The sequence below is a fragment of the Streptomyces sp. NPDC101234 genome (assembly GCF_044767525.1).
GTDB classification, from domain to species: Bacteria; Actinomycetota; Actinomycetes; order Streptomycetales; family Streptomycetaceae; genus Streptomyces; species Streptomyces sasae.
Genome location: NZ_JBIWOA010000017.1, coordinates 184,369 through 210,878 on the forward strand (window position 1 = coordinate 184,369; position 26,510 = coordinate 210,878).

The window sequence follows — 26,510 nt, forward strand, 5'->3', positions numbered from 1 at the left end:
CGGCGGAGCATGGGCTGCTGCCCCGACGCTCGTCCCCCGAAACCCGGACCCCGGCATGCGGCCGCCCCGGTCCTGCGAACACGCGAAGGGACGACCGCCCCCAACCCTACCGGCCCATATGTACGAGGGTCAGTGCTCAGGTGACTCAACAGCCGCCGAAGTGACCAGTTCTGTCAGTACACCGTGGCAATCCTTCGGGTGCAGGAAGGTGATCCGCGACCCCATGGAGCCGATCCGTGGCTCGTCGTACAGAACGCGTACGCCCTTGGAACGGATGTCCGCCGCGTCGCCGTCCACATCCGCCGTACCGAAGGCGATGTGGTGCACACCCTCGCCGTTCTTCGCGAGCCACTTCCCGACCGCCGAGTCCTCCCGGGTCGGCTCCAGAAGCTGCAGGTAGGAGGCGCCTCCGTCGGATGTCTCGTTGATCTTGAGCATGGCCTCGCGCACGCCCTGTTCCTCGTTGACCTCGGTGTGGAACACCTCGAAGCCGTACGTGGCCCGGTAGAACTCGACGGTCGTGTCGAGGTCGTGACAGGCGATCCCGATGTGGTCGATTCGCGTCAGCATGGATTCAGTGCAGCGCCACCGGGATGGTTACGCAACGTGCCAGCGATCACACTGACGGCCCGATGACGGCACGGAGTGCCACGCAATACATTCGAAGTAAACCCTCGTTCACTCCTCGGCAGTGCAGCCGGTAAGGGGATTCGCAGCTCATGACTTCTGGAACCGCCGGAACCACCTCAGTGATCGTCGCGGGCGCGCGGACGCCCATGGGACGGCTGCTGGGCTCGCTGAAGTCCTTCTCCGGAGCCGACCTCGGCGGCTTCGCGATCAAGGCCGCCCTCGACCGTGCGGGGATCGGGGGCGACCAGGTGCAGTACGTGATCATGGGCCAGGTGCTCCAGGCCGGCGCCGGCCAGATCCCGGCCCGCCAGGCCGCCGTCAAGGCCGGCATCCCGATGAACGTCCCGGCGCTCACCATCAACAAGGTGTGCCTGTCCGGCCTCGACGCCATCGCGCTCGCCGACCAGCTGATCCGCGCCGGCGAGTTCGACATCGTGGTCGCGGGCGGCCAGGAGTCCATGACCAACGCCCCGCACCTGCTCCCGAAGTCCCGCGAGGGCTTCAAGTACGGCGCCATCGAGATGCTCGACGCGATGGCGTACGACGGCCTCACCGACTCCTTCGAGGGCATCGCCATGGGCGAGTCCACGGAGAAGCACAACACCCGCCTCGGCATCCTGCGCCCCGAGCAGGACGAGATCGCCGCCCTGTCCCACCAGCGGGCCGCCGCCGCGCAGAAGAACGGCATCTTCGAGGCCGAGATCACCCCGGTCGAGATCCCGCAGCGCAAGGGCGAGCCGGTCGTCTTCAGCAAGGACGAGGGCATCCGCGGCGACACCACGGTGGAGTCGCTCGGCAAGCTGCGGCCCGCGTTCACCCGCGACGGCACGATCACCGCCGGCACCTCCTCGCAGATCTCGGACGGCGCGGCGGCCGTGGTCGTGATGAGCAAGGCCAAGGCCGAGGAACTGGGCCTTCAGTGGCTCGCCGAGATCGGCGCGCACGGCAACGTGGCCGGCCCGGACAACTCGCTCCAGTCCCAGCCGTCCAACGCCATCCAGCAGGCCCTGAAGAAGGACGGCCTGGAGGTCTCCGACCTCGACCTCATCGAGATCAACGAGGCCTTCGCCGCGGTCGCCGTGCAGTCAATGAAGGACCTCGGCGTGTCCACGGAAAGGGTGAACGTCAACGGCGGCGCCATCGCCCTCGGCCACCCCATCGGCATGTCCGGCGCGCGTGTCGTCCTGCACCTGGCCCTGGAGCTCAAGCGCCGGGGCGGCGGGGTCGGCGCGGCCGCGCTGTGCGGTGGCGGCGGCCAGGGTGACGCGCTGATCGTGCGGGTACCGAAGGCCTGAACACGTTTTCCTGAGCGAACGGAGCTGTGATGCAGGACGTCGCCACACTGGTGGCCCAGGCCAGGGAGGGCCGACCGCGTGCGGTGGCCCGGCTGATCTCACTGGTGGAGGGGGCGTCCCCGCAGCTCAGGGAGGTCATGGCGGCACTGGCGCCACTGACCGGCAATGCGTACGTGGTGGGCCTGACGGGCTCGCCGGGGGTCGGTAAGTCGACCTCCACCTCCGCCCTCGTGACGGCGTACCGCAAACAAGGCAAACGGGTTGGCGTCCTGGCCGTCGACCCGTCCTCGCCCTTCTCCGGAGGCGCCCTCCTCGGCGACCGGGTCCGGATGTCCGACCACGCTTCCGACCCCGGCGTCTACATCCGCTCGATGGCGACCCGGGGCCACCTGGGCGGTCTCGCCTGGTCGGCCCCCCAGGCCATCCGCGTCCTGGACGCGGCGGGCTGCGACGTGATCCTGGTGGAGACGGTCGGCGTGGGCCAGTCGGAGGTCGAGATCGCCTCCCAGGCGGACACCTCGGTCGTCCTGCTCGCCCCCGGAATGGGCGACGGCATCCAGGCGGCCAAGGCCGGAATCCTGGAGATCGGCGACGTCTACGTCGTCAACAAGGCGGACCGGGACGGCGCGGACGCCACGGCCCGCGAACTGAACCACATGCTGGGCCTGGGCGAGTCCCGGGGCCCCGGCGACTGGCGGCCCCCGATCGTCAAGACGGTCGCGGCCCGCGCCGAGGGCATCGACGAGCTGGTGGAAGCCCTGGAGAAGCACCGCGCATGGATGGAGGAGCGGGGCGTCCTGGCGGAACGCCGCCTGTCCCGCGCCTCCCGCGAGGTCGAGACGATCGCGGTCACGGCCCTGCGCGAACGCATCGGCGACCTGCACGGGGACCGCCACCTGGGCGCCCTCGCGGAACGCATCGTGGCCGGCGAGCTCGACCCCTACCGCGCGGCGGACGAACTGGTGGCGAGCCTGACGGAAGCCTGACGGCGGCCCCGCCGCAGGCCCCGGCGATGGCCAACCCTCCCTTGCCGCTGCTAACTTGACCGGCATGTTCCTCTCCTTGGCGTAAGAGCGCACCCGGCGCCGCCACCGGCACGTGAAGACCCCGTGCCGTGGCGCGCTCAGGTGTCCCCTCTTCCGCCTCTGACCGAGGAACCCTCATGTCCGCGCTGACCTCATCGCGCCCTTCGCATGCCCCGCGGCCCTCCTACGCCGCCGTCCTGCGCGTCCCGCACGCACGCCACACCTTCCTGGCCGCCCTCGCGGCCCGGCTCTCCTACGGCACGGTCTCGCTGGCCGTGCTGCTGTCCGTGACCGGGGCGACCGGCTCCTACGCCGTCTCCGGCCTGGTGATGGCCCTCTTCGGCGGCACGACGGTCGTCCTGCTGCCCGTCCGGGCGACCCTGGTGGACCGCTACGGCCCACGGCGCGCCCTGCCGCCCCTGGCAGCCGCCTACAGCGCGCTGCTGTGCCTCCTGGCCGCCCTGACCTGGCGACCGGGCACACCGCCGGCGGTCCTCGCCACGGCCGCCGCGCTCACCGGCTGCGTCGCGCCGCCGCTGGGCCCCACGATGCGGGCGGTGTGGGGCCGGCTGGTCGACGACCCCGCCCTGCTGCGACGGGCGTACAGCCTGGACGGGGTCGCCGAGGAACTGCTGTTCGTGTCGGGCCCGGCGCTGGTGGGCCTGCTGCTGCGGTTCGGCCCGCCCCCGGCGGGGCTGCTGCTGAGCGCGGTGCTGATGCTGGCCGGCACATGTGTGTTCGTGATGTCGCCGGCGGTGCGGGGAGCGGTGCCGCCCAAGCGGGAGAAGGGCCGCGCGCCCGGCCGCTTCCCGGCGGCCCCGGTGGTCGCGGCCGCCGGTCTCGGCCTGGCGCTGAGTGCGGCGGACCTGCTGGTGATGGCGTTCGCGGAGCAGCGGTCGTACGGCGACGGGGTCGTCCCCTGGGTGCTGGCCGCGCTCTCCGCGGGCAGCGCGGTGGGAGGGCTGCTGAACGGGGCGGTGGAGTGGCGCCGTCCGGCGGGGGAGCGGCTGGCGTGGCTGTCGGTGGGGCTGGGGGCGGTCCTGGTGGCCGCCGGCTTCGCGCCCGGGCTGTGGACGCTCGCCGGTGCCATGGCGATGGCGGGGGCGTTCGTGGCACCGACCCTGACCACGGCGTATCTGCTGGCCGACGAGACGGCGGCGGAGGAGGAGCGGACACGGGCCGGGGCGTGGGTGAACGCGGCGGTGAACGCGGGGAGTTCGGGTGGGTCGGTGGTGGCGGGGGTGCTGGTGGGATCGGTACCGCTGTGGGTGTGCTTCGCGCTGTCGGGTGGAGTTGCCGTCGTAGCCGCCGTAGCGGTGCGGGCCGTCCTTTGGCCGCGGGTCGGTGGGGGCTGGGCGCGCCCACGCGGCGGTAGCCGCACATCAGATACAGCCCCGCGCCCCTGACGGGGCGCTACAGCGAGCGGCGGACGAGACCTGAACCCTCGTCCGCCGCTGCCTTCAGTTGTGGTTCGTTGTCACGGGCGCCCGCGCTGCCCCCGCAGGTGCTCGGCGATCGGCTTCAGGCCCTTGTCCAGCTCTATCAGTGCCTCCGGCGACAGCAGATCGATGAAGTGCCGTCGCACGGAGGCGACATGATGTGGCGCCACCTTCTTCATCGTCTCCATGCCGTGCTCGGTGAGGACGGCGAACAGCCCCCGGCGGTCGGACTCGCAGTTCTCGCGGCGGACCAGGTTCGCGTTCTCCATACGGGTGATCTGGTGCGAGAGCCGGCTCTTGGACTGGAGGGTCGCGGACGCGAGGTCGCTCATCCGCATCCGGTAGTCCTCCGACTCGGACAGGTTCACCAGGATCTCGTAGTCGTTCATTGTCAGGCCGAACGGCTGCAGATCCTTTTCGAGCTGGTACGTCAACAGCCTGTTGACCTCCAGGTGGGTGCGCCAGGCGCACTGCTCCGCATCGGTCAGCCAGCGCGTGGCCGTCTCGGTCTCCATGTATGAAGTCTACCTAAAATGTTGAAAGGCGAACTAGTGAGGGTGGTGTGACTGTGCGCACGCGTTCGATGTCACACTCCGCAGACTACCGCTCACAGCCCGAAGCGACGCTGGAGGTCCCCCAGCTGTCCGGGAAGGCGCGGTGTGCCCGATTGCTGTGGATGGCCTGTGAAAGGCCCCCCTCCGCCGGGCACTCCGGGCTCCTGCGGAACCGCTCCCGCGGCCTGCTCGGCCATCAGGGTCTCGGTGGACTGGAGCAGGACCGTGCCCGCCCCGACGAACTCGAACTGGTGCTCCTCCCCGGAGGCCCCGCCGAGGCCCGTCATCGCACGTAGACCGCCCATCACGCCGGTCAGGTAACCGTGGTCGTAGTGGTGGCACGGGGAGGGGCAGTCGGCCCATCCCACCAGCGCCTGCGGGTCCACCCGGATCGGGGGTTCCATGAACACCACCGGGCCGTTAGACGCGGCCACAAACTTTCCGGTTCCGATAAGGGTCAGAAAACCCGGAACGATTGATTGCTTCAGAGCGAGACTTGGCTGAAAAGCGAGCAGGTTGCCGGAGCGAATGGTCAGGTTGCCGTCGTCCAGGTCGTAGGAGTTCACGTCGAAGGCCCGGTCGGCGAGGAGCATCTTGCCCGAGCCCTCCGCCACCACCCAGTCGCTCGCGTGCAGAGGCGAATGGAAGGAAGTGCGGATCAGTCGGTCGAGGCGGCCGTGCCCGACGCCGTTGAAGTCGATCGAGCCGTAGTAGGCGATCATCTTCCCCTTCTGCAGGAACCACTGGCCGCTCTTGAGCTCCACGCAGAAGGTGTACTTGTTGACGTTGTCGTCGGCCGGCAGGGTCATGGGGTCGTACACGACCGGTCCGGTGGCGCCGTATCCGCTCACAGCTTCTCCTCCGAGGCCTGGACGTACACCGTGCCGTTGCCGCTGAGCTCCAGCTGGAACGCCTCTCCGGAGCCGCGGCCCACCATGTCCCGCCAGCCGAGCGCGGCCGACAGCTTGTGGCGGACGTCGCCGTGGTGGGCGACGTAGGCCTGCGGGTCGACATGGACCGGGCGCTGCGGGGTGATCGGGATCTCGAAGACCCCGCCGTGGGCCATCACGGCGACCGCGCCCCGGCCCTTGAGGGTGGTCGTGAACAGGCCCTGGCCGGTGACCTGGCCGCGCACCATGCCCATCACCCCGCCCTGGGAGCCCATGAACATCGTGCCCTGCTGGAGGGTGCCCTCGAAGGCGAGCAGCCGGTCCGCCTCGACGTAGAGGGTGTCGCCGGAGAGGTTGATCACGTGGACGTGGTGGCCGCCGTGCCCGAAGAAGACCGTGCCGCTGCCCTCGACGGTCATGAGGGGGGTCGCCTCGCCGGCGACCCGGCGGCCGAGCATCGACATCACCCCGCCCTGCCCGCCCTGGATGTTGGGGGTGAAGGACACCTCGCCCTTGTACGCGAGCATCGCGCCGCGCTGGCTGTACAGCCGCTGCCCCGGGACGACGGTCGCCTCGACCATCTTGGAGTTCACCTCGCGCAGGGCCATCTCACACATCCCCCGCGATCGTGTTCCGCTCGCTCGGCTGTACGTACACCAGCCCGTCCCCCTCGAACCGGATCTGGAAGGCCTCGCCGCCGCCCTCGCCCAGGAAGGTGCGGAATGTCACACCCGACTGGAAGGACTGGCGGAGGTTGCCCTGGTGGGCGATGTAGGCGCCCGGGTCGACGGTGAGCGGGTACTGCGGGCTGACCCGGAGCACCACCGCCGGGCCGTCCGACATGATCGCGGCCTGCCCGTGGCCCTCGACCGTCGTCGTGAACAGACCGTTGCCCTGGGAGGCGCCGCGCAGGCCGGTGAAGGTCGTGCCGGTGCGCAGCCCCGCGTCGGTCGCGAGCAGGTTGCTCGACTCGACGTACAGCTTGTCGCCCTGCAGGCCGACCAGGTTGATCTCGGACGCCCGGTCCGCGAACCAGCACGTCCCGTGCCCCTTCACCTCCATCACCGTCATCTGCTCACCGGTGAGGCGCCGGGTCACCATCCCCCGCAGCCCCTCGCCCCCGCCGGTCAGTTTCTTGAACGCCATCTGCCCGTCGTACGCGACCATCGAGCCGTTCTTCGCCTTCACGGCGTCCCCGGTCATCTCGACGGCGAGCACCTTGCTTCCTTGAAGTCGGAACATCGCCACGCTGCGAAGGTAGCCGCAGGCCGATGGCGGCGACAGGTCCCGTGGGTGGACCCGGACCCGGATCCACCCCTTAGGGGTGCGTCCCGCGGTGCGTCCTCCGGTCGCCCGGGATCCGTATGACGGCCGTCCCGGCCGTGAGGTCGACGGTCGACCTCGGTGGCGCCCCGTCCTCCTCGTCGTCGCGCAGCACCAGCGCGCTCTGCCGTTCCTTGAGCTCGTTCTGCTTGCCCGCGGAGAGGGCCGCGTGCAGCTGCTCGAAGCCGGTCGCGGAGATCTGGCCCCGGCGCCCGGCATTGCGCCAGGGCAGCGCCCCGGCCCGTCCGGCCCGCATCAGCAGCTGGTCCACGAAGGCCAGGACGGTGAGGAGCACCACCAGCCCCGGCAGGGTCATGAAGAAGACGAACTGCATCCCTGGGCGCCCCCTCCGTCTCGGGGCCCCAGCCTGCCACCCCCGCGCCGGACCCGCGAGGCTCCTTTGCCACAATGGTGGAACGTTTGTGCTCGCGTTCACAAAGAGTGGACGTCCTCCCACCGAAGGTGACTCGTGGACATCAAGACCGCCACCGCCATCCGCCGCCTCCGTCTGGTCTCCGCCCCGGAGGCCGTGTCCTTCCTGATCCTCCTCGTCTGCTCGGTGCTCAAGCGGACCACGGACTTCAACGCGGTGCCCGTGATGGGCGCGATCCACGGTGTCCTGTTCGTCCTCTACGTGATCTTCTGGGCCGACGCCTGGAACCGCACCAAGTGGCCCCTGAAGACCGGCCTCCTCTACTTCGTCCTCTCCGTCCTGCCGACCGGCGGCTTCTTCGCCGAGCGCAAGCTGCGCCGGGAGGCCGAGGACGCGCTCATCGCGGCCCGCGCCCGCAACGAAGGGGTCGTGAACGCATGATCGTCGCCTTCTCCGTGACGCCGCTGGGCGTGGGCGAGGACGTGGGGGAGTACGTCGCCGACGCCGTCCGGGTGGTCCGCGAGTCCGGGCTGCCCAACCGCACCGACGCGATGTTCACCTCGATCGAGGGCGAGTGGGACGAGGTCATGGACGTCGTCAAGCGCGCCGTCGCCGCCGTCGAGGAGCGTGCCCCGCGGGTCTCCCTGGTCCTCAAGGCGGACATCCGGCCCAGTGTCACCGACGGGCTCACCAGCAAGGTGGAGACGGTCGAGCGGTACCTCGCCGGCTAGCCAACTCCCTGCGGAACCCCGGCCCTTCAGGGCCGGGGTTTTCTTCTGTCACCCGATTGAGCGATCGCTCAAAAAGAGCTACCGTCATCACCAGAGGGTTTGAGCACTCGCTCAAAAAGCGCTTGACGGACACTCAGAAGACCAGGTGACGGGGGTACGACACCAATGGGGCTCTACATAGAGGCGCACATCCGCGCCGACCTCGACGAACTGTGGACCCACAGCCAGGACCCGGCCCGGCACCAGCGCTGGGACCTGAGGTTCACCGAGATCGAGTGCCTGCCGTGCGCGGAGGGCGAACCGCAGCGCTTCCGCTACGCCACGCGTGTGCTGCCGTTCCTGACCGTCACGGGCACCGGTGTCTCGGCGGGGGACAAGGAGCGCCTCGACGGCACCCGCACCTCCGCCCTGCGCTTCGCCTCCCCGCACCCGCTGTCGCTGCTCGCCGAGGGCAGCGGCTACTGGCGTTACGTCCCCGTCGCCGACGGCGTCCGCTTCCTCACCGGCTACGACTACCGCCCCCGCTGGGGCGCCTTCGGGGCGCTCGCCGACCGGCTGCTCTTCCGCCCCCTGATGGGCTGGGCCACCGCCTGGTCCTTCGACCGGCTGCGGCTGTGGCTGGAGCACGGGATCACCCCGGAACGGGCGCGCCGGAACTGGCTGGCCGAGCTGGCGGTCCGGGCGCTGGTGATCGTCGGCTGCGGAGTCGGCCTGGGCCAGGGCCCGAAGCTCGGCGCGCTCTCCCCGACCGTCGCCTTCCCGCTCCCGCTCCTCCTCGTCGTAGCCCTCTTCCTGGCCCTGTTCAAGTCGCCCCTCGCCACCACCCCCGCGGCCCGCCGCTGTCTGCGCACCCCGCCCGTCCGGGTCACCGCGCCCCGGATCCTGCGCACCCTGGAGGAACAGGCGTGACCTCGATGTTCCGGGCCGTGCTGGGCGCCGACTTCGAGCGTCTGCACCCGCAGCTCCAGCGGCGCTTCTCGGTCGGTCTGGCGAGCGGCGAGGCCTGTACCGGCCGGGGGGTGATGGACCGGATCTGGCACGGCGGGGCCTTCGTGAAGCCGTTCCTGTCGCTCGGCACCACCCGCAACATCCTGGTCCCGCGCGAGGGCAGGAACATCCCCTTCAAGATCGAGAATGTCCCCTACCTGGACACCTTCGGCCGTGAGACGGTGACCTTCGTGCGCACCTTCGACCTGCCCGGCCGTGCCCGCCGCTTCGACGCCCAGATGGTGCTCAGTCCCAAGGGCGACCGCATCCTCGACTACCTCGGCACCCATCAGCACCTCGCCAGCGAACTGCACTTCCACGCGGAGCCGGACGGCTCCCTGCTGATCCGCTCCGGCGAACACCGGTTCAGGGAGGGCCCGGTGGACGTCCGGGTCCCCGAACTCGTCGGCGCCACCGCCGAGGTGCGCGAGTCCTACGACGACCGCACCGGCCGCTTCCGCATCCAGGTGCGGGTCGTGAACCGGCACTTCGGGCCGCTCTTCGGCTACCAGGGTTCCTTCGAGGCGTCGTACACCGACATCCGCGGCCGCGGGGTGCGGGCCGGGCTGCGGCCGGTGCGTGAGGAGTCGCGCGCGTGAGTCCGGAGACCGCCAAGTCCCAGGAGACCAAGCACAAACTGCTGGAGGGCGCGCTGCGGACGCTCACCGAGCAGGGGATCGCCAAGACGTCGGCCCGTACGGTGGCGGCGGCCGCCGGGGTCAACCAGGCGCTCGTCTTCTACCACTTCGGATCCATGGACGAACTCCTCGCCGCCGCCTGCCGGTACGGCGCCGAACAGGCCGTCGCCAGGTTCCGCCCCCGCCTCGCCGCGGTCGGCTCGCTCTCCGAACTCCTCACTGTGGGGCGGCAGGTCCACCAGGAGGCGCGCGCGGGCGGCCATGTCGCCCTGCTCGGCCAGCTGCTCGCCGGCGCCCAGACCCACGAGGTGCTCCGTCCCGCCACGGCGGCCGGGCTCGACCTGTGGATCGCCGAGGTCGAGACGGTGCTCGTCCGGGTCCTCGCGGCCACCCCGTTCGGCGAGTTCACCGACCCGGCCGGGCTCGCCCGCGCGGTGGCCGCGTCGTTCGTCGGCATCGAGCTGTACGAGGGCGTCGACGCGTCCGGCGCCCAGGCTGCCCTGGACGCCCTGGAACAACTGGGCGCGCTGGTGGCCGCGTTGGACGAACTGGGCCCGGTCGCCCAGCGCGCGGTCCGACACCATCTGCGCCGCGCCGGCCGCGGGTAGGGGGCCGACGGATCTGCTCGGCTACGCGGGGCCCGGCATGCGTTCCCGCGGGTGCCGTTCGGCCGGCCGCTGTCGGGCGATGGCCCGGCGGGGGCTTCGGGCATGGGTCCTGTCGTGGCGCGGGTCAGTCGGCCGATGTCCCCGATGCCAGTGCGATGCCGAGCGGGGTTCGTTCGTACAGCACCTGGTGGCCGTAGCGGCGTGAGGTGAGCAGGCCCGTGTCGCGCAGCACCGTCAGATGCGCGGAGACCGAGGAGGGGGCCAGCCCCAGCCGGTGGGCGAGGGCGCTGGTGGTGGCGGGCTCGGAGAGTGCCGTGAGGACGGTGGCCCGGCCGCGGCCCAGCAGCCGTACCAGGGAGCCGGGCGTGTCCTCGGCCGGGTCGGTCCACAGGCCGCCGATGCCCCGGGCGGGGTAGACCAGCATCGGCCGCGCGGGCGGGTCGAAGGTGCTGATCACGTCCGGCCAGGCGAACACGCTCGGCATCAGTACCAGGCCCTGCCCGCCGAGCCGCCGCTCGTACACACCGGCCGACTCCACGGTCAGCGTCCCGGCCCGCCAGCCGAGCCGCGGATGCAGCTCCGGCAGCAGCCCGCCCAGGCCGACCTCCGCGAGCCGCCGGGAGTGGAAGGCGATGTCCGCCTCCAGCAGGCCGCGCAGCCGGGGCCAGTCCGGGGCCATCAGGACCTCCCAGGCCTCCTCCAGCACGTCCGTCAACTCCCGCACCATGCGCGGCGGATCGGCCAGCCAGGCGCGGGCCGTCGCCGACTCCCGCGCGCCCGGGGTGTCCGCGAGCGAGCGGGCGGTGTCGGCGCGGGCCGTCTCCGGGTCCACCGCCCGCAGCGCCGCCAGTTCCTCCTCGACGGAGGCCGCCGGGCCGGTGGGCGGCGGCATCAGCCAGTCGGGGGTGTGGCCGCTCCGGGGCATCAGCAGCCACAGCGGGGTCAGGTCGAGACCGGCGGCCACCGCCCGGATCCGCCGCAGCCAGGGCGCGTGATATCCGTGCCGGTCCGGCCGCCGCAGCGTGCGCACCGCCTCCTGCGTCTCCCACAGCGGTGACACGGCGAACCGGCACCGGAGGAAGTCGTCCTCGTCGAAGTGGAGGTGGGAGGGCATCACGGATCCTGGACGGAAGATTCGGCTGGTGCCGAAACTCTAAGCCGTGCGGCGCGGTGCGGGCACGCTGCCGTTCATGTCCACCCCCGCTCTGCAGCAGCCCGCCGGCTACGGCCGTGTCCTCGCCGTTCCCGAGTTCCGTGCCGTCTTCGCCGCCCATGTCCTGTCCATGCTCGGTGTGATCGTCAGCGAGATCGCGCTGTCCGTGCTGGTGTACGACCTCACCGGGTCGCCGCTGCTCAGCGCGCTGACCTTCGCGCTGGGCTTCCTGCCGTACCTGGTCGGCGGCACGCTGCTGGCCGGGGTCGGCGACCGTCACCCGGCCCGGCGGGTGCTGGTGGTCTGCGACCTGGTGTGCGCGGGGTGCGTGGCCGTGATGGCGGTGCCGGGGACCGGGATCGGTGTGCTGCTCGCGCTGCGCTGTGCGCTCGCCGTCGTGTCACCGGTGTTCGCCGGCACCCGGATGGCGACCCTCTCCGACATCCTCGGCGGCGGCGACCTGTTCGTCCTCGGCCGCTCCCTGCTGCGGATCGTCGCGCAGAGCGCGCTGCTCGTCGGCTACGGCCTCGGCGGACTCCTCCTCGCCGTCCTCAGCCCGCGCCACGCCCTGCTGATCACCGTCGTCACCTTCCTCGCCTCGGCCGCGCTGCTGCGGCTGGGCACCCGGCACCGCCCCGCGCGCGGCGGCCGGGACCAGGAGCGCACCGGCACCCGCCACCTCCTCTCCGACCCCCGTGTCCGCCGTCTGCTCCTCCTCTTCTGGATCCCGGCGATGTTCGCCGTCGTCCCCGAGGCCCTCGCGGCCCCCTACGCCGACGCGCTCGGCGCCGGTTCCCCCGGGCTCGGCCTGCTGATGTGCGCGCTGCCGGTCGGCACGGTCGCCGGGGAACTGTTCGCGGGGGCCCGGCTCGGCCCGGCCGCCCGGGAGCGGATCGCCCTCCCGCTGGTCTGCCTCACCCTGGTGCCGTACCTGGGCTACGCCCTGCACCCGTCCCTCGCGGTGTCGCTGCTGCTCCTGCTGGTGTCGGGGGCGGGGTCGGCGTACACGCTGGGACTGGACCAGTGGTTCGTGCGGGCCGTGCCCGAGGAGCTGCGCGGGCGGGCGATGACCGTGCTCAGCGCGGGGCTGATGACCATCCAGGGGGTCGGCATGACGCTGGCCGGGGTGGCGGCGGAGCTGGTGGGGGTGCGGGCCGCCGTCGCCGGGGCGGGGGCGGTCGGGGTGGTGTGCTGCTGCGGGCTCGCGATGAGCGCCCGGCGGGCGGCGCGCCCGGCCTCGCAGCAATCCCGACCGAAGGCCGAGACACAGCTGACCGATATATGACCGGCCGGTAGGGTCGGTGCCGTGCCCAAGCCTCTCAGTCTTCCCTTCGACCCCATCGCACGTGCCGACGACCTCTGGAAGCAGCGCTGGGGAAACGTACCGTCGATGGCCGCGATCACCTCGATCATGCGGGCCCAGCAGATCCTGCTGTCCGAGGTCGACGCGGTGGTCAAGCCGTACGGGCTGACGTTCGCGCGCTACGAGGCGCTGGTGCTGCTCACCTTCTCCAAGGCCGGCGAGCTGCCGATGTCGAAGATCGGTGAGCGGCTGATGGTGCACCCGACCTCGGTGACGAACACCGTGGACCGGCTGGTGAAGTCCGGCCTGGTCGCCAGGAGGCCCAACCCCAACGACGGGCGCGGCACGCTCGCCACCATCACCGAGAAGGGCCGCGAGGTCGTCGAGGCGGCCACCCGCGACCTGATGGCGATGGACTTCGGGCTCGGGGCGTACGACGCCGAGGAGTGCGCGGAGATCTTCGCGATGCTGCGGCCGCTGCGGGTCTCGGCGCACGACTTCGACGAGGAGTAGCCGAGGAGTGGCCGAGGAGTAGAAGAGGAGTAGAAGAGGAGTGGAAAAGGTCCTCGGCAAGCGGTGACCCGGGACAAGATCTCCCGGAACGGGTGGTTACGCTCGTCCCCATGAAAAAGAGCGTGCTGACCCGCTACCGCGTCCTGGCCTATGTCACCGGTGTGCTGCTGGTGCTGCTGTGCCTGAGCATGATCGCCAAGTACGGGCTGGACATCTCCGGTGCGGCCGACGTCACCCGGGTCGTCGCCATCGCGCACGGCTGGCTCTACGTCGTCTACCTGGTCTTCGCCTTCGACCTGGGCTCCAAGGCGAAGTGGCCGGTCGGCAAGCAGCTGTGGGTGCTGCTGGCGGGCACGGTCCCGACAGCCGCCTTCTTCGTGGAGCGCAAGGTCACCCGTGAGCTCGACGCCAAGGTGACGGACGGCACTCCGGTGCCCGCCAAGGCCTGACCGGCCCGAAAGCCGGGTTTCACCGCCGTACGGACACCCGTGCGGCGGTTCTCCATCGACATTTACTTGGACGTCCTAGTAAATTCGAGGGTATGGACGCTGACGCCATCGAGGAGGGCCGCCGACGCTGGCAGGCCCGCTACGACGCGGCCCGCAAGCGGGACGCCGACTTCACCACGCTCTCCGGTGACCCCGTGGAGCCGGTGTACGGGCCCCGGCCGGGTGACACGTACGAGGGATTCGAGCGGATCGGCTGGCCGGGTGAGTACCCCTTCACCCGCGGGCTGTATCCGACCGGCTACCGCGGGCGGACCTGGACCATCCGCCAGTTCGCCGGGTTCGGCAACGCCGAGCAGACCAACGAGCGCTACAAGATGATCCTCGGCAACGGCGGTGGTGGTCTGTCCGTCGCCTTCGACATGCCGACGCTCATGGGGCGCGACTCCGACGACCCGCGCTCGCTCGGCGAGGTCGGGCACTGCGGGGTCGCCATCGACTCCGCCGCCGACATGGAGGTCCTCTTCAAGGACATCCCGCTGGGCGACGTCACGACGTCGATGACCATCAGCGGTCCGGCCGTCCCGGTCTTCTGCATGTACCTGGTCGCCGCCGAACGGCAGGGCGTCGACCCGTCGGTCCTCAACGGCACGCTCCAGACCGACATCTTCAAGGAGTACATCGCCCAGAAGGAGTGGCTCTTCCAGCCCGAGCCGCACCTGCGGCTCATCGGCGACCTCATGGAGTACTGCGCGGCCGGCATCCCCGCGTACAAGCCGCTGTCCGTGTCCGGCTACCACATCCGCGAGGCGGGGGCCACGGCCGCGCAGGAGCTGGCGTACACCCTCGCGGACGGCTTCGGTTACGTCGAACTGGGCCTCAGCCGCGGCCTCGACGTCGACGTCTTCGCACCCGGCCTCTCCTTCTTCTTCGACGCGCACGTCGATTTCTTCGAGGAGATCGCCAAGTTCCGTGCCGCGCGCCGGATCTGGGCCCGGTGGATGCGGGACGTCTACGGCTCCCGGTCCGACAAGTCCCAGTGGCTGCGCTTCCACACCCAGACCGCGGGTGTCTCGCTGACCGCCCAGCAGCCGTACAACAACGTGGTGCGTACGGCCGTGGAGGCGCTGGCGGCGGTGCTCGGCGGGACCAACTCGCTGCACACCAACGCCCTCGACGAGACCCTCGCGCTGCCGAGCGAGCAGGCCGCCGAGATCGCGCTGCGCACCCAGCAGGTGCTCATGGAGGAGACCGGGGTCGCCAACGTGGCGGATCCGCTGGGCGGTTCCTGGTACGTCGAGCAGCTCACCGACCGGATCGAGGCCGACGCGGAGAAGATCTTCGACCAGATCAGGGAGCGGGGGCTGCGCGCCCATCCGGACGGGCGGCACCCGATCGGGCCGGTCACCTCCGGGATCCTGCGGGGCATCGAGGACGGCTGGTTCACCGGGGAGATCGCCGAGTCCGCGTTCCAGTACCAGCGGGCGCTGGAGAAGGGCGACAAGCGGGTGGTGGGCGTCAACGTCCACCCCGGGTCCGTCACCGGCGACCTGGAGATCCTGCGGGTCTCGCACGAGGTGGAGCGGGAGCAGGTGCGGACGCTCGGCGAGCGGAAGGCCGGACGGGACGACGCGGCGGTGCGCACCGCGCTGGACGCCATGCTGGCCGCGGCCCGGTCCGGCGCCAACATGATCGGGCCGATGCTGGACGCGGTGCGCGCCGAGGCGACCCTGGGCGAGATCTGCGGGGTGCTGCGGGACGAGTGGGGGGTGTACACGGAGCCGGCAGGCTTCTAGCCGACGTCCCAGGGGGCTCCGCCCCCTGGACCCCCGTCCCTTCGCCCACCCACCACCCGACTCGGCCGATCGAGAAGTGGCCGCCGTGGCCGTCGTGGCCGACTCGGTGGGTGGGGGAGTGGCCGTCTCGATCGGTTCGGGCGGTTGGTCATGGGGTGGTTGGTTCGGGGGGTTCTGAGCCGAGGCCCTGTAGTAGTACGCGGGTGAAATCGCGTACCCACTCCTCGTTCGCCGGTTTGCCGCTCATCAGGGTGCGGTGGACCACCGCACCCGCCACCATGTCGAAGATCAGGTCCACCGTGCGGGCGGCCTCCTCCGGATCCGGCTCCGCGGGGAGTTCGCCGCGGCACTGGGCCCGGGACCGGCCCGCCACGACCAGCCGCTTCTGGCGGTCCACGATGGAGGAGCGGATACGTTCCCGCAGTGCCTCGTCCCGGGTCGACTCGGCCACTGCCGCCATCAGTCCGCTCTTGGCCTCCGGGCGGTCCAGGATCGCCGCGAACTGGAGCACCACGCCCTCGATGTCGTTGGCCAGGCTGCCGCGGTCGGGCAGTTCGAGTTCGTCGAAGAGCTCCGCCACCGCGTCGACGACGAGTTCGTTCTTGCCGGCCCAGCGCCGGTAGAGCGTCGTTTTTGCAACCCCGGCCCTTGTCGCCACGTCTCCCAAGGTGAGCTTGGACCAGCCCAGTTCGACCAGTGCCTCGCGCGTCGCCGCCAGGATCGCCGTGTCGGCGGCGGCGCTGCGCGGGCGTCCGGTACGGCCGGCGGGGGTAGGGCTCTGCATGCCACGACCATAACCGGCGGTTCATGTGATGCCGTGAGGGAGATCACCGGAATGTGGTGTCGCGGGGGTTCCCGGGGGTATTACGCTACGGGTCGTAGCGAAAGCTGGGGCGGTTCGCCGGACCCGGCTTTCACAACGCTTTTCACGCACGCGCGGGAACGGGGGAGGATAGACGCATGCAGCCACGGAACATGTCCATGAGCGGCGTCGTCGACCTCGCCGCGGTGAAGGCGGCCCAGGAGGCCAAGGCCAAGGCCGAGCAGGCGCGCGCCGAAGCGGTCCGGCACGGTGGGGCCGGTGCCGTATCCCCCGCCGACCTGGTCATCGACGTCGACGAAGCAGGCTTCGAGCGCGATGTCCTGCAGCGGTCCGCCGAAGTCCCCGTCGTCATCGACTTCTGGGCCGAGTGGTGTCAGCCCTGCAAGCAGCTGAGCCCGGTCCTGGAGCGCCTCGCCGTCGAGTACGACGGCCGCATCCTGCTGGCCAAGATCGATGTCGACGCCAACCAGATGCTGATGCAGCAGTTCGGGATCCAGGGCATCCCGGCGGTGTTCGCCGTCGTCGCCGGGCAGGCACTGCCGCTCTTCCAGGGCACGGCGAGCGAGGAGCAGATCCGGGGGACGCTGGACCAGCTGGTGCAGGTCGCCGAGGAGCGCTTCGGGCTGACCGGACTGGTCGTCGACCCCGACGCGCAGCCGGGTGCCGTCCCGGCCGGGCCCGCGGTGTCGGCCGGCCCCTACGACGCCCTCCTCGAAGCCGCGGTCCAGGCGCTGGACGCGGGAGACCTGGGCGGTGCGATCCAGGCCTACCAGAACGTGCTGAGCGACGACCCGGCCAACAGCGAGGCCAAACTGGGACTCGCGCAGGCCGAGTTGCTCCAGCGCGTACAGGGCTCGGACCCGCAGCAGGTGCGCAAGGAGGCGGCCGAGAAGCCGGCCGACGCCGAGGCGCAGATCGCGGCCGCGGACCTGGATCTGGTGGGCGGGCATGTCGAGGACGCCTTCGGGCGGCTGATCGAGACCGTGCAGCGGACGGCGGGGGGCGACCGGGACGCCGTACGGCGGCGGCTTCTTGAGCTCTTCGAGGTCGTCGGCACCGACGATCCGCGGGTCGTGGGCGCGCGCCGGGCGCTGGCGCGGGCGTTGTTCTGACCAGTCGCTAAACGTCACGTCCTGTGATGCCCGAGTGAAAGATTGGCCGAGGTGAGGTCACAGCGGTCGCTCTTTACCAAATCTTGGTAATCGCGGCCGCTGTTACTCGGAGTAAATCAGGGGCGTTGATCTGTCTGATTCCGTCCAGGGATAAACGGTTTTGCTCTGCCCCTGGATGCCACCCAGAGTCGCTCTCCGAGACCAGCGGGTCGTCCTTCGGTTATCCGCCCGTTACTACCCAGTAACGAAGCCCCTTGTGCGGGCGGCGAGAATGCACCACGATCGGCGACGCTCGGTCCATTCCCCTACCCCGACAGCCAATCGGGTGCGGTGGGTTCATCTGGGTCCCCACCGAGCAGAGTCGGCGGCAGTGGCGCCGGCTCTTGGGCAGGGGGGTCTTCGCCTTGTGGCGAAGCCTGTCCAGCAAGGTTGTGCGTGATGCGTGTCAGGCGCGACCAGTGGTTGTCGCTCGGGGGTGATCGCCGGTGATCGAGGTGCCGTTCGTACCTCCGAGCTCGGGCGCTCCCCTTCCGAGGACGTAGCACTTCTCCCATCCCTGCCCGGCCGAGCCGCCGCCGGTGGCGATACCGGGCCAGGAGATGTACGTCCGAGAAGGAGGAAATATGGAGTCCCAGGTGCGTGGCGGGACCAGATGGAAGCGCTTCGCTGTGGTCATGGTGCCCAGCGTCGCCGCTACGGCCGCGATAGGTGTCGCCCTCGCGCAGGGCGCTCTCGCCGCGTCGTTCAGCGTGTCGGGCCAGCAGTTCAAGGTCACGGCCGACCAGCTCGAGGGTGACGGCTTCGTCCAGTACGGTGCCGTCGACTCGGGTGTCACCCTCGCCGGTGACAAGACGATCCACCCGGTGGCGGTCTCGGCGTTCAACACCGCGACCATCACCAACCTGTGCCAGTCCGTGGTCACCCCGAACGTTCCGATCTTCGGCAACGTCAGCCTGATCCTGCACGCGGGCACCGACAGCAGCAAGCCGGTCGAGGCCAGCAAGCTGTACATCGACCTCGACGACCTGAGCGCCGACGCGACGTTCACCAACATCAACATCGGTGTCGCGGCCGGCAGCTCGACCAAGGGTCCGGGCATCAAGTCGGACGAGGTCTCCAACAAGCAGACGAACCCGAACGGGTTCGCGCAGGAGGCGGACCACGCCTCCCTGTCCGGCGTGAAGCAGACGGCGTGGGCCACCACCGCCGGAACCTTCAAGCTGAGCGGTCTGCACATGTCGATCTCGACGAAGGGTGCGGAGTGCTACTAAGCACTCCGTGACGGGCGGGGCGGGGGAGCCGACGGCACCCCCGCCCGTCCCCCTTCTTCCCACGGTCTTCACACGCGGTACAACGCACCATCACCGCGCCACACAGCATCACCACCACAGCAACGCCGCACCAGGGAGCTGTTTTCCATGAGCGTCGAGACTCCTGCCGCACCCGGTCAGTTCACCCGCCGGAGGCTGCAGTTCCGCTCCTGGCGGGGCACCCGGCCGTTCTGGGCCGGTCTGTACATCCTGCTCGCCGGTTTCCCGATCATGTACTTCCCGTACGCGCACCTCCAGATCGGCAACCTCACGGTGGCCATGGCCACCACCGCCGGTGCCGGATCCCTGATCATCGGCGTGCTGCTCGTCGTCCTGGGCATCAGCGTCTGGTTCCAGAAGCACATCCGCACCTTCGCGGGTGTCGCCGCGATCCTGCTCGCGCTGGTGTCCCTTCCGGTGTCCAACTTCGGCGGCTTCATCGTGGGCTTCCTGCTCGCTTTGATCGGCGGAGCGATGGCCGTGGCCTGGGGGCCTGGTGCGCCCAAGCAGCCGCAGCCGGAGGGTGACGCGCCGTCGGCCGGGGACGACACCCCGGACGAGGCCACGTACTTCGCGGGCTCGGAGGGCGTGGCCGACTCGAACGACCTGTCAGGAACGAGCCCGGTGAACGGGGCGAACGGGAGGCACAGTGCCGGCTGACGAGGTGACCCACGGGACTGATGTGGACGAGTCCCGTGTGAGAACCGGGCCGCGCCATGCGGCACCCAAGAGGCCGCTGTTCACCAGGTTCCACATGCCGGCGGGCAAGGCGATCGCCTCCGTGGCGATGCCGACGGCCGTGCTCGTGGGCTTCGGGTTCACGTCGTCGCTCGCGATCGCGGACACCAACAACACGTCGACGTCGAACAGCCAGAAGGCCAACGAGTACAAGGACTGCGTCACCGCCCTGGACTCCGCCTCGCCCTCCGCGAGCGCGAGCGACGACTCCACGTCCTCGGCCACGCCGTCCGCCACGGCGTCGGCCGACGCGACGAAGGACTCGACGTCGTCGGGCAAGTCGTCCTCGTCGGATTCAGGTTCCGGCGACACGGCCACGCCGACGCCGTCCGCGTCCAAGTCGTCGTCCACGTCGTCCTCGGACTCGTCGGGTTCATCCGGCTCGTCCGGCTCCGACAGCACGGCGACCCCGTCGCCGTCCGCCTCCGCGAGCAGCGGCGGCAACCTGCTGGAGACGATCGGGGACGCGATCACCGGCATCCTCAGCGGCGGTACGACGAGCAGCTCGTCGGACTCCACGGCGAGCGCGACGCCGTCGCCGTCGGCATCCGCGTCGTCCAAGTCGTCGTCTTCCTCCTCCTCGTCCTCTTCGTCCACTTCGGGCAAGTCGTCGAGCAGGGACGCCGGCAGCAGCGCCTCCGGCACCGTCAAGGACACGGTCTCCAAGGCCACCAAGGCGGTCACGGACACCGTGAAGGACACCACCGGCACGGCGACCAAGGCTGCCGCCGACGCCACCTCCAGCGCCTCGCCGAGCCCGTCCGCGAGCTCCACCACCTCGGCCGGCAACTGCGAGGCCGCCACCGACGACGTGAGCGGCGTCGACAACAAGGAGGCGGTGGCGGACAACCCCTGGTACCTCAGCGCCAGTTCGCTCACGCTGAAGAGTGCCGACTACCAGGGTGTGGTCGAGGTGAAGACGGCCAGCGGCGCGAAGAAGAAGGTGCTGAAGTACGTCATCTCGGGCGGCACCGACATCGGCAACCTGCATCAGACGGTCAAGGACACGACCATCGGCAAGACCTACCACGTGCAGGCGGCCAGCGGTTCGACGTCGACGATCACCGGTGGCGCCACGACGATGTACACGGAGTCCATCTCCGGGAACCTCTTCGGCCTGATCCCGATCACGTTCAGCCCGGACAACCCGCCGCCGCTGAACATCCCGCTGATCTACTTCACCAACGTGAAGGTCGTTCAGGCGGCCCAGTTCGGCGGCACCCTGCACGTGCCCGGGATGCACGTCTACACGACCGACGGAACCAGCTGAGCTCCGTCCACAGACCCGTTCGGGAGCCGCGAGAAGGCTGTGCCCCGCCGAGTACCGACTCGGCGGGGCACAGCCCTGTCCGGCACTCGACGGCGGAGCGGAAAGCAGAGATGATCACTTTCGCCTTCGAGCCGCGGGCTGACGACGGCTCCTGGTCACCGGACTGGCGGCCACCGGTTGCGGACCTGAACGCCTCGGACTTCTGCCTGAGGTACTTCAAGGCCGATCTGCGGCTGGTCGTCCACGGTGTGGACCTCGGTGTGCGGCTGCGGGGAGAGCCCGTGGCCGACCTGGCCCTGTTGCCGGACCTCGCGGTGCGGGAGCTGGGGACCCGCGCTGATGTCGAGGCCGAGGCCTCCCTCACCCAGCACGTCTACTCCTTCCACCGCGAGGGGTCGACGGTCACCCTCACGACGGAGTGGCCGCCGGCCACTGCCGTACTGACCTGGGAGGAACTGGGCGGGCTCGCCGAGCGGGCGAAGGCCGAGGCGGTACGGCTGATCACCGCCGCCCATCCGGAACTGGGCGACCACACCTGGCTGCGCGAGACGGTGGGAGCACCGCCGACCGCGTGACGCCACCGTGCCGGGGTCGATGGGCCCCGACACGGACCGAGGGCGCCCCCTGTCGGGAGCGCCCTCGGTGTCGTACAAGACCCTTCAAAGGGACGTCACTTGCCGCCGCCGATGTGGTGGACGCGGAGCATGTTGGTGGTGCCGGAGACGCCGGGGGGCGAACCGGCCGTGATGATGACGGTGTCGCCCGGGCTGAAGCGGTTGATCTTGGCGATCTCCATGTCGACCATGTCGACCATCTCGTCCGTGGTGTTCACGAACGGCACCACGTGCGACTCCACGCCCCAGCTGAGGGTGAGCTGGTTGCGGGTGTTCTCGTCGGTGGTGAAGGCGATGATCGGCTGCTGGGCGCGGTAGCGGGAGAGGCGGCGGGCCGTGTCACCGGACTGCGTGAAGGCGACCAGGCCGCGACCGCCGAGGAAGTCGGCGATCTCGCAGGCGGCACGGGCCACCGAACCACCCTGCGTACGCGGCTTCTTGCCGGGGACGAGCGGCTGCAGGCCCTTGCTCAGCAGCTCCTGCTCGGCCGCGGCGACGATCTTCGACATCGTCTTGACGGTCTCGACCGGGTACGCGCCCACACTGGACTCGGCGGACAGCATGACCGCGTCGGCGCCGTCCAGGATCGCGTTGGCCACGTCGGAGGCCTCGGCGCGGGTCGGGCGGGAGTTGGTGATCATCGACTCCATCATCTGGGTCGCCACGATCACCGGCTTGGCGTTGCGGCGGCACAGCTCGATGAGCCGCTTCTGCACCATGGGGACCTTCTCGAGCGGGTACTCGACGGCGAGGTCACCACGGGCGACCATCACGGCGTCGAACGCCAGCACGACGCCCTCCATGTTCTCGACCGCCTGCGGCTTCTCCACCTTGGCGATGACGGGGACCCGGCGGCCCTCCTCGTCCATCACCCGGTGGACGTCGTTGACGTCCTTGGCGTCCCGCACGAAGGACAGCGCGACCATGTCGCAGCCCATGCGCAGCGCGAACCGCAGGTCCTCGATGTCCTTGTCGCTCAGCGCGGGCACGTTGACGGCCGCACCGGGCAGGTTGATGCCCTTGTGGTCGGAGACGACGCCGCCCTCGATGACGATCGACTTCACCCGCGGGCCCTCGACGTCCAGGACCTTCAGCTCGACGTTGCCGTCGTTGATCAGGATCTGGTCGCCGCGCGAGACATCGCCCGGCAGGCCCTTGTAGGTCGTACCGCAGATGTGCTTGTCGCCCGGGACGTCCTCGGTCGTGATGACGAACTCGTCACCGCGCTCCAGCTCCACCGGTCCCTCGGCGAAGGTCTCCAGACGGATCTTCGGGCCCTGGAGGTCGGCGAGGACGCCGATGGGCCGGCCGGTCTCCTTGGAGGCGGCGCGGACGCGGTCGTAGCGTCCCTGGTGCTCGGCGTGCGAGCCGTGGCTGAAATTGAACCGGGCCACGTTCATGCCGGCCTCGATCATGGAGACGAGCATCTCGTGGGTGTCGACCGCGGGGCCGAGAGTACAGACGATTTTCGAACGGCGCATGGGGCGATCCTATCGGTTTGTTTCGCTACGGAATATTCCGTCTGGTGGAAGATACAAATGGGCGCTAATGTGCTCAGCTGTTAATTCCGACCGGCGTCGACCAGTGCGTACGTCTGCGTCGCGATCTCGAGTTCCTCGTCGGTCGGCACCACGGCGACCGCGACCCGCGCGACCGCCGGCGATATCAGCCGCGGCCCGTCCGCCCGTACGGCGTTCAGCTCCGGGTCCACGGCCAGCCCCAGCGTCTCCAGTCCGGCGACGGCCGCCTCCCGCACGGGCGCCGCGTTCTCCCCGACCCCCGCCGTGAACGCCACCGCGTCCACCCGGCCGAGCACGGCGTAGTAGGCGCCTATGTACTTCTTCAGACGGTGAATGTAGATGTCGAAGGCGAGCTTCGCGTCCTCGTCGCCCTCGTCGATCCGGCGCCGGATCTCCCGCATGTCGTTGTCACCGCACAGCCCGAACAAACCACTCCTCTTGTTGAGAAGAGTGTCGATCTCATCCATGGACATTCCGCCAACTCGGGCCAAATGGAAAATGACGGCCGGATCCAGATCGCCGGAACGGGTTCCCATCACGAGCCCCTCCAAAGGCGTCAGCCCCATGGAGGTGTCCACACACCGGCCGCCCCGGACGGCGGACGCGGACGCCCCGTTGCCGAGGTGCAGCACGATGACGTTGACGTCCTCCGGCGCCCTGCCCAGCAGCCGGGCCGTCTCCCGGGAGACATACGCGTGCGAGGTGCCGTGGAAGCCGTAGCGGCGGATCCGGTGCCGGTCGGCGACCTTCGGGTCGAGCGCGTAGCGGGCCGCGGACTCCGGCATCGTGGTGTGGAACGCCGTGTCGAAGACGGCGACCTGGGGCAGGTCCGGGCGCAGCGCCTGTGCCGTGCGGATGCCGGTCAGGTTCGCCGGATTGTGCAGCGGGGCGACCGGGATCAGCCGTTCGATCTCGGCGAGCACCGCGTCGTCGATCACGGTCGGCTCGGTGAAGAACATCCCGCCGTGCACCACCCGGTGCCCGATCGCGGCCAGCTCCGGCGAGTCGAGCCCGAGCCCGTCCCTCGTGAGCTCCTCCGCCACCGCCTTCAGGGCGGCCTCGTGATCGGCGATCGGCCCGTCCTGCTCCCGGGTGTCGCCGCTGCCGAGACGGGTGTGCCTGAACCGCGAGGTCTGCTCGCCGATCCGCTCGACCAGACCAACCGCAAGCCGGCTGCTGTCCCGCATGTCAAGGAGCTGGTACTTCACCGACGAGGAGCCGGAGTTGAGGACGAGGACACGGGTCGGACTGGGGCTCACTGGGCGGTTGCCTTCTCGCTCGGGGACGCGGCCGGGGCCCCGGCCGCGTTCTGGGCCTGGATCGCCGTGATGGCGACGGTGTTGACGATGTCCTGGACGAGGGCGCCCCGGGACAGGTCGTTGACGGGCTTGCGCAGCCCCTGCAGCACCGGACCCACCGCGATCGCGCCGGCCGACCGCTGCACGGCCTTGTAGGTGTTGTTGCCGGTGTTCAGGTCCGGGAAGATCAGCACGCTGGCCTGCCCGGCGACCGCGGAGCCCGGCAGCTTGGTCGCGGCGACGGACGGCTCCACGGCCGCGTCGTACTGGATCGGCCCCTCGATCATCAGATCGGGCCGGCGCGAGCGCGCCAGCTCGGTCGCCTCCCGCACCTTGTCCACGTCCACGCCCGAACCGGACGTACCCGTCGAGTACGACAGCATCGCGATCCGCGGCTCCACGCCGAACTGGGCGGCGGTCGCGGCGGACTGGATGGCGATATCGGCGAGCTGCTCGGCGTTCGGGTCCGGGTTGACCGCGCAGTCGCCGTAGACCAGCACCTTGTCGGCGAGGCACATGAAGAACACGGACGACACGATCGACGACCCCGGCGTGGTCTTGATGATCTCGAAGGCGGGCCGGATGGTCGCGGCGGTCGAGTGCACCGAACCCGACACCATCCCGTCCGCCAGCCCCTCCTGCACCATCAGCGTGCCGAAGTAGTTGACGTCGGAGACCACGTCGTACGCCAGCTCCACCGTCACGCCCTTGTGGGCGCGGAACAGGGCGTACTGCTCGGCGAAGCCGTCGCGCAGTTCGGAGGTGGCCGGGTCGATCAGCTGGGCGTCGGCGAGGTCGATGCCCAGGTCGGCGGCCTTCTTGCGGATCTGGTCGACCGGTCCGAGCAGGGTGATGTCACATACCCCCCGGCGCAGCAGCACCTCCGCCGCGTGCAGCACCCGAGTCTCGGTGCCCTCCGGCAGCACGACCCTTCGCTTGTCGGAACGGGCCTGTTCGAGCAGCTTGTGCTCGAACATCATCGGGGTGAGCCGGCCGGTGCTCGGCGCCGAGACCCGCTTGTTGAGGCCGGCGGTGTCGACGTACCGCTCGAACAGACCGAGCGCGGTCTCCGCCTTGCGAGGGGTGGCCGCGTTCAGCTTGCCCTCCAGCGAGAACAGCTGGGCGGCGGTCGGGAAGCTGTTGCCGGGCACGGATATCACCGGGGTGCCCGGGGCGAGCCGGGCGGCCAGGGTGAGGATCTCGTCGGTGGGCCGCTCGTTCAGGGTGAGCAGCACGCCGGCTATCGGCGGGGTGCCGGCGCTGTGCGCGGCCAGCGAGCCGATGACCAGGTCGGCGCGGTCGCCCGGGGTGACGACCAGACAGCCCGGGGTCAGGGCACCCAGGAAGTTCGGCAGCATCGCCCCGCCGAACACGAAGTCCAGCGCGTCCCGAGCCAGCCCCGAGTCGTCGCCGAGGAGCACCTTCGCACCGAGCGCGTGGGTGATCTGGGCGACCGTCGGCGCGGACAGCGCGGGCTCGTCCGGCAGCACGTACACCGGCACCGGCAGCCGCCCGTCGATCCGCTCGGCGATCTCGTCGCGATCCTCGCGGGCCACCCGGTTCGCGACCATCGCCAGCACGTCGCAGCCCAGACCGTCGTAGGCCCGGAAGGCGTTCCGGGTCTCCGCGAGCACCGACTCCGTGCTCTGGTCGCGGCCGCCCACCACCGGGATCACCGAGGCGCCGAACTCGTTGGCGAGCCGGGCGTTCAGGGACAGCTCGTCCGGGACCTGGGTGTCGGCGAAGTCGGTGCCGAGCACGAGGACGACCTCGTAGTCGCGCGCGACCAGGTGGAAGCGGTCGACGAGGGTGGAGACCAGTTCGTCGGCGCCCCGCTCGGCCTGGAGGGCGGACGCCTCGTGGTAGTCCATGCCGTAGACCGTCGCCGGATCCTGGGAGAGGCGGTACCGCGCGCGGAGCAACTCGAACAGACGATCGGGACGGTCATGGACGAGGGGGCGGAACACACCGACCCGGTCCACCTGTCGGGTCAGCAGCTCCATCACGCCCAGCTCGACCACCTGGCGGCCGTCGCCGCGGTCGATCCCGGTCACGTACACGCTGCGCGTCACGTGTGCACTCCATCCCTGTGTCGTACTGGTGTGGCCGCATAAAAATCGC

28 protein-coding genes are annotated in these 26,510 nt (G+C 70.2%); 17 read left to right on the forward strand and 11 right to left on the reverse strand.

The window, feature by feature from the left end; genetic code table 11:
• Positions 1-129 precede the first annotated feature (129 nt).
• Complete coding sequence (gene mce / locus ACIRR9_RS29575; RefSeq protein ID WP_365348688.1) at positions 130-570, reverse strand: methylmalonyl-CoA epimerase; 441 nt, start codon at positions 568-570, stop codon at positions 130-132.
• A gap of 149 nt (positions 571-719) precedes the next feature.
• On the opposite strand from mce, the gene ACIRR9_RS29580 reads away from it, so the two are divergent.
• From ACIRR9_RS29580 to ACIRR9_RS29590, 3 genes are all read left to right on the forward strand, one after another.
• Positions 720-1,925, forward strand: a complete 1,206-nt coding sequence (locus ACIRR9_RS29580; protein ID WP_403757838.1) for an acetyl-CoA C-acetyltransferase — start codon at positions 720-722, stop codon at positions 1,923-1,925.
• Positions 1,926-1,954: 29 nt separating this feature from the next.
• Positions 1,955-2,911, forward strand: a complete 957-nt coding sequence (gene meaB, locus ACIRR9_RS29585) for a methylmalonyl Co-A mutase-associated GTPase MeaB (protein ID WP_365348692.1) — start codon at positions 1,955-1,957, stop codon at positions 2,909-2,911.
• A 176-nt stretch (positions 2,912-3,087) separates the two neighbouring features.
• Positions 3,088-4,356, forward strand: coding sequence for an MFS transporter (locus ACIRR9_RS29590; protein WP_403757842.1), 1,269 nt, complete (start codon positions 3,088-3,090; stop codon positions 4,354-4,356).
• Between the two features lie 71 nt (positions 4,357-4,427).
• On the opposite strand, the gene ACIRR9_RS29595 is transcribed toward ACIRR9_RS29590, so the two are convergent.
• The 5 genes from ACIRR9_RS29595 to ACIRR9_RS29615 form a co-directional block, all read right to left on the reverse strand.
• Positions 4,428-4,904: a MarR family winged helix-turn-helix transcriptional regulator gene (locus ACIRR9_RS29595; protein ID WP_089098733.1), complete on the reverse strand. Its 477-nt coding sequence runs from the start codon at positions 4,902-4,904 to the stop codon at positions 4,428-4,430.
• 92 nt (positions 4,905-4,996) lie between these two features.
• The gene (locus ACIRR9_RS29600) at positions 4,997-5,752 is read right to left on the reverse strand and encodes an AIM24 family protein (RefSeq protein ID WP_403757949.1); all 756 of its coding nucleotides are present in this window, start codon (positions 5,750-5,752) and stop codon (positions 4,997-4,999) included.
• A gap of 38 nt (positions 5,753-5,790) precedes the next feature.
• Complete coding sequence (locus tag ACIRR9_RS29605; protein ID WP_403757952.1) at positions 5,791-6,441, reverse strand: AIM24 family protein; 651 nt, start codon at positions 6,439-6,441, stop codon at positions 5,791-5,793.
• 1 nt (position 6,442) lies between these two features.
• Positions 6,443-7,075, reverse strand: a complete 633-nt coding sequence (locus tag ACIRR9_RS29610) for an AIM24 family protein (protein WP_123981352.1) — start codon at positions 7,073-7,075, stop codon at positions 6,443-6,445.
• 76 nt (positions 7,076-7,151) lie between these two features.
• The gene (locus tag ACIRR9_RS29615; RefSeq protein WP_403757844.1) at positions 7,152-7,490 is read right to left on the reverse strand and encodes a DUF6191 domain-containing protein; all 339 of its coding nucleotides are present in this window, start codon (positions 7,488-7,490) and stop codon (positions 7,152-7,154) included.
• Positions 7,491-7,625: 135 nt separating this feature from the next.
• Here ACIRR9_RS29615 and ACIRR9_RS29620 point away from each other — a divergent pair, with 135 nt between their 5' ends.
• From ACIRR9_RS29620 to ACIRR9_RS29640, 5 genes are all read left to right on the forward strand, one after another.
• On the forward strand, positions 7,626-7,970 hold the full coding sequence (locus ACIRR9_RS29620) for a DUF3817 domain-containing protein (protein WP_365348702.1): 345 nt from the start codon (positions 7,626-7,628) through the stop codon (positions 7,968-7,970).
• Positions 7,967-8,260, forward strand: a complete 294-nt coding sequence (locus ACIRR9_RS29625) for an MTH1187 family thiamine-binding protein (protein WP_365348704.1) — start codon at positions 7,967-7,969, stop codon at positions 8,258-8,260. The genes ACIRR9_RS29620 and ACIRR9_RS29625 overlap by 4 nt, the downstream gene beginning before the upstream one ends.
• Positions 8,261-8,425: 165 nt before the next feature.
• Positions 8,426-9,169: a hypothetical protein gene (locus ACIRR9_RS29630; RefSeq protein ID WP_403757848.1), complete on the forward strand. Its 744-nt coding sequence runs from the start codon at positions 8,426-8,428 to the stop codon at positions 9,167-9,169.
• Entirely contained in the window at positions 9,166-9,846 is a 681-nt protein-coding gene (locus tag ACIRR9_RS29635) for a DUF4166 domain-containing protein (protein WP_403757851.1), read from the forward strand. Before ACIRR9_RS29630 ends, ACIRR9_RS29635 begins: the two co-directional genes overlap by 4 nt.
• Entirely contained in the window at positions 9,843-10,493 is a 651-nt protein-coding gene (locus tag ACIRR9_RS29640; protein ID WP_123974074.1) for a TetR/AcrR family transcriptional regulator, read from the forward strand. The genes ACIRR9_RS29635 and ACIRR9_RS29640 overlap by 4 nt, the downstream gene beginning before the upstream one ends.
• A gap of 124 nt (positions 10,494-10,617) precedes the next feature.
• Here the strand turns inward: ACIRR9_RS29640 and ACIRR9_RS29645 are convergent, their stop codons facing one another.
• The gene (locus ACIRR9_RS29645) at positions 10,618-11,607 is read right to left on the reverse strand and encodes a DUF5937 family protein (RefSeq protein ID WP_403757854.1); all 990 of its coding nucleotides are present in this window, start codon (positions 11,605-11,607) and stop codon (positions 10,618-10,620) included.
• Positions 11,608-11,683: 76 nt separating this feature from the next.
• Here ACIRR9_RS29645 and ACIRR9_RS29650 point away from each other — a divergent pair, with 76 nt between their 5' ends.
• From ACIRR9_RS29650 to ACIRR9_RS29665, 4 genes are all read left to right on the forward strand, one after another.
• On the forward strand, positions 11,684-12,931 hold the full coding sequence (locus tag ACIRR9_RS29650; RefSeq protein ID WP_403757857.1) for an MFS transporter: 1,248 nt from the start codon (positions 11,684-11,686) through the stop codon (positions 12,929-12,931).
• 21 nt (positions 12,932-12,952) lie between these two features.
• On the forward strand, positions 12,953-13,462 hold the full coding sequence (locus ACIRR9_RS29655) for a MarR family transcriptional regulator (protein WP_365348713.1): 510 nt from the start codon (positions 12,953-12,955) through the stop codon (positions 13,460-13,462).
• 110 nt (positions 13,463-13,572) lie between these two features.
• Positions 13,573-13,911 carry a DUF3817 domain-containing protein gene (locus ACIRR9_RS29660; protein ID WP_123974070.1) on the forward strand — a complete coding sequence of 113 codons (339 nt, stop codon included), beginning with the start codon at positions 13,573-13,575 and terminating at the stop codon, positions 13,909-13,911.
• 92 nt (positions 13,912-14,003) lie between these two features.
• Complete coding sequence (locus ACIRR9_RS29665) at positions 14,004-15,704, forward strand: methylmalonyl-CoA mutase (protein WP_403757860.1); 1,701 nt, start codon at positions 14,004-14,006, stop codon at positions 15,702-15,704.
• A gap of 148 nt (positions 15,705-15,852) precedes the next feature.
• Here ACIRR9_RS29665 and ACIRR9_RS29670 read toward each other — a convergent pair whose 3' ends face one another.
• Positions 15,853-16,488, reverse strand: a complete 636-nt coding sequence (locus tag ACIRR9_RS29670; protein WP_403757863.1) for a TetR/AcrR family transcriptional regulator — start codon at positions 16,486-16,488, stop codon at positions 15,853-15,855.
• 176 nt (positions 16,489-16,664) lie between these two features.
• Between ACIRR9_RS29670 and ACIRR9_RS29675 the strand changes: the two genes are divergently transcribed.
• The 5 genes from ACIRR9_RS29675 (at position 16,665) to ACIRR9_RS29695 (ending at position 21,532) form a co-directional block, all read left to right on the forward strand.
• Positions 16,665-17,639, forward strand: a complete 975-nt coding sequence (locus tag ACIRR9_RS29675) for a tetratricopeptide repeat protein (protein ID WP_403757865.1) — start codon at positions 16,665-16,667, stop codon at positions 17,637-17,639.
• A 623-nt stretch (positions 17,640-18,262) separates the two neighbouring features.
• Positions 18,263-18,910: a DUF6230 family protein gene (locus ACIRR9_RS29680; protein WP_365348722.1), complete on the forward strand. Its 648-nt coding sequence runs from the start codon at positions 18,263-18,265 to the stop codon at positions 18,908-18,910.
• A gap of 147 nt (positions 18,911-19,057) precedes the next feature.
• Complete coding sequence (locus tag ACIRR9_RS29685; RefSeq protein ID WP_365348724.1) at positions 19,058-19,609, forward strand: DUF6114 domain-containing protein; 552 nt, start codon at positions 19,058-19,060, stop codon at positions 19,607-19,609.
• A complete protein-coding gene (locus ACIRR9_RS29690) occupies positions 19,599-20,957 on the forward strand; it encodes a hypothetical protein (protein WP_403757869.1) in 1,359 nt (452 codons plus the stop codon). Before ACIRR9_RS29685 ends, ACIRR9_RS29690 begins: the two co-directional genes overlap by 11 nt.
• Positions 20,958-21,067: 110 nt before the next feature.
• Positions 21,068-21,532, forward strand: coding sequence for a hypothetical protein (locus ACIRR9_RS29695; protein WP_403757872.1), 465 nt, complete (start codon positions 21,068-21,070; stop codon positions 21,530-21,532).
• 95 nt (positions 21,533-21,627) lie between these two features.
• On the opposite strand, the gene pyk is transcribed toward ACIRR9_RS29695, so the two are convergent.
• From pyk to pta, 3 genes are all read right to left on the reverse strand, one after another.
• Positions 21,628-23,052 carry a pyruvate kinase gene (gene pyk / locus ACIRR9_RS29700; RefSeq protein ID WP_403757875.1) on the reverse strand — a complete coding sequence of 475 codons (1,425 nt, stop codon included), beginning with the start codon at positions 23,050-23,052 and terminating at the stop codon, positions 21,628-21,630.
• Positions 23,053-23,132: 80 nt separating this feature from the next.
• Complete coding sequence (locus ACIRR9_RS29705; RefSeq protein ID WP_403757878.1) at positions 23,133-24,350, reverse strand: acetate kinase; 1,218 nt, start codon at positions 24,348-24,350, stop codon at positions 23,133-23,135.
• Positions 24,347-26,461 carry a phosphate acetyltransferase gene (pta, locus tag ACIRR9_RS29710; protein ID WP_403757881.1) on the reverse strand — a complete coding sequence of 705 codons (2,115 nt, stop codon included), beginning with the start codon at positions 26,459-26,461 and terminating at the stop codon, positions 24,347-24,349. The genes ACIRR9_RS29705 and pta overlap by 4 nt, the downstream gene beginning before the upstream one ends.
• Between the last annotated feature and the right edge of the window lie 49 nt (positions 26,462-26,510).

What these genes read in the sequence shown, in the direction of transcription:
- mce (WP_365348688.1), bottom strand. Translation starts at nt 570, where the DNA reads ATGCTGACGCGAATCGACCACATCGGGATCGCCTGTCACGACCTCGAC.
- ACIRR9_RS29580 (WP_403757838.1), top strand. Translation starts at nt 720, where the DNA reads ATGACTTCTGGAACCGCCGGAACCACCTCAGTGATCGTCGCGGGCGCG.
- meaB (WP_365348692.1), top strand. Translation starts at nt 1,955, where the DNA reads ATGCAGGACGTCGCCACACTGGTGGCCCAGGCCAGGGAGGGCCGACCG.
- ACIRR9_RS29590 (WP_403757842.1), top strand. Translation starts at nt 3,088, where the DNA reads ATGTCCGCGCTGACCTCATCGCGCCCTTCGCATGCCCCGCGGCCCTCC.
- ACIRR9_RS29595 (WP_089098733.1), bottom strand. Translation starts at nt 4,904, where the DNA reads ATGGAGACCGAGACGGCCACGCGCTGGCTGACCGATGCGGAGCAGTGC.
- ACIRR9_RS29600 (WP_403757949.1), bottom strand. Translation starts at nt 5,752, where the DNA reads ATGACCCTGCCGGCCGACGACAACGTCAACAAGTACACCTTCTGCGTG.
- ACIRR9_RS29605 (WP_403757952.1), bottom strand. Translation starts at nt 6,441, where the DNA reads ATGGCCCTGCGCGAGGTGAACTCCAAGATGGTCGAGGCGACCGTCGTC.
- ACIRR9_RS29610 (WP_123981352.1), bottom strand. Translation starts at nt 7,075, where the DNA reads ATGTTCCGACTTCAAGGAAGCAAGGTGCTCGCCGTCGAGATGACCGGG.
- ACIRR9_RS29615 (WP_403757844.1), bottom strand. Translation starts at nt 7,490, where the DNA reads ATGCAGTTCGTCTTCTTCATGACCCTGCCGGGGCTGGTGGTGCTCCTC.
- ACIRR9_RS29625 (WP_365348704.1), top strand. Translation starts at nt 7,967, where the DNA reads ATGATCGTCGCCTTCTCCGTGACGCCGCTGGGCGTGGGCGAGGACGTG.
- ACIRR9_RS29630 (WP_403757848.1), top strand. Translation starts at nt 8,426, where the DNA reads ATGGGGCTCTACATAGAGGCGCACATCCGCGCCGACCTCGACGAACTG.
- ACIRR9_RS29645 (WP_403757854.1), bottom strand. Translation starts at nt 11,607, where the DNA reads ATGCCCTCCCACCTCCACTTCGACGAGGACGACTTCCTCCGGTGCCGG.
- ACIRR9_RS29650 (WP_403757857.1), top strand. Translation starts at nt 11,684, where the DNA reads ATGTCCACCCCCGCTCTGCAGCAGCCCGCCGGCTACGGCCGTGTCCTC.
- ACIRR9_RS29660 (WP_123974070.1), top strand. Translation starts at nt 13,573, where the DNA reads ATGAAAAAGAGCGTGCTGACCCGCTACCGCGTCCTGGCCTATGTCACC.
- ACIRR9_RS29665 (WP_403757860.1), top strand. Translation starts at nt 14,004, where the DNA reads ATGGACGCTGACGCCATCGAGGAGGGCCGCCGACGCTGGCAGGCCCGC.
- ACIRR9_RS29670 (WP_403757863.1), bottom strand. Translation starts at nt 16,488, where the DNA reads ATGCAGAGCCCTACCCCCGCCGGCCGTACCGGACGCCCGCGCAGCGCC.
- ACIRR9_RS29675 (WP_403757865.1), top strand. Translation starts at nt 16,665, where the DNA reads ATGCAGCCACGGAACATGTCCATGAGCGGCGTCGTCGACCTCGCCGCG.
- ACIRR9_RS29680 (WP_365348722.1), top strand. Translation starts at nt 18,263, where the DNA reads ATGGAGTCCCAGGTGCGTGGCGGGACCAGATGGAAGCGCTTCGCTGTG.
- ACIRR9_RS29685 (WP_365348724.1), top strand. Translation starts at nt 19,058, where the DNA reads ATGAGCGTCGAGACTCCTGCCGCACCCGGTCAGTTCACCCGCCGGAGG.
- ACIRR9_RS29695 (WP_403757872.1), top strand. Translation starts at nt 21,068, where the DNA reads ATGATCACTTTCGCCTTCGAGCCGCGGGCTGACGACGGCTCCTGGTCA.
- pyk (WP_403757875.1), bottom strand. Translation starts at nt 23,052, where the DNA reads ATGCGCCGTTCGAAAATCGTCTGTACTCTCGGCCCCGCGGTCGACACC.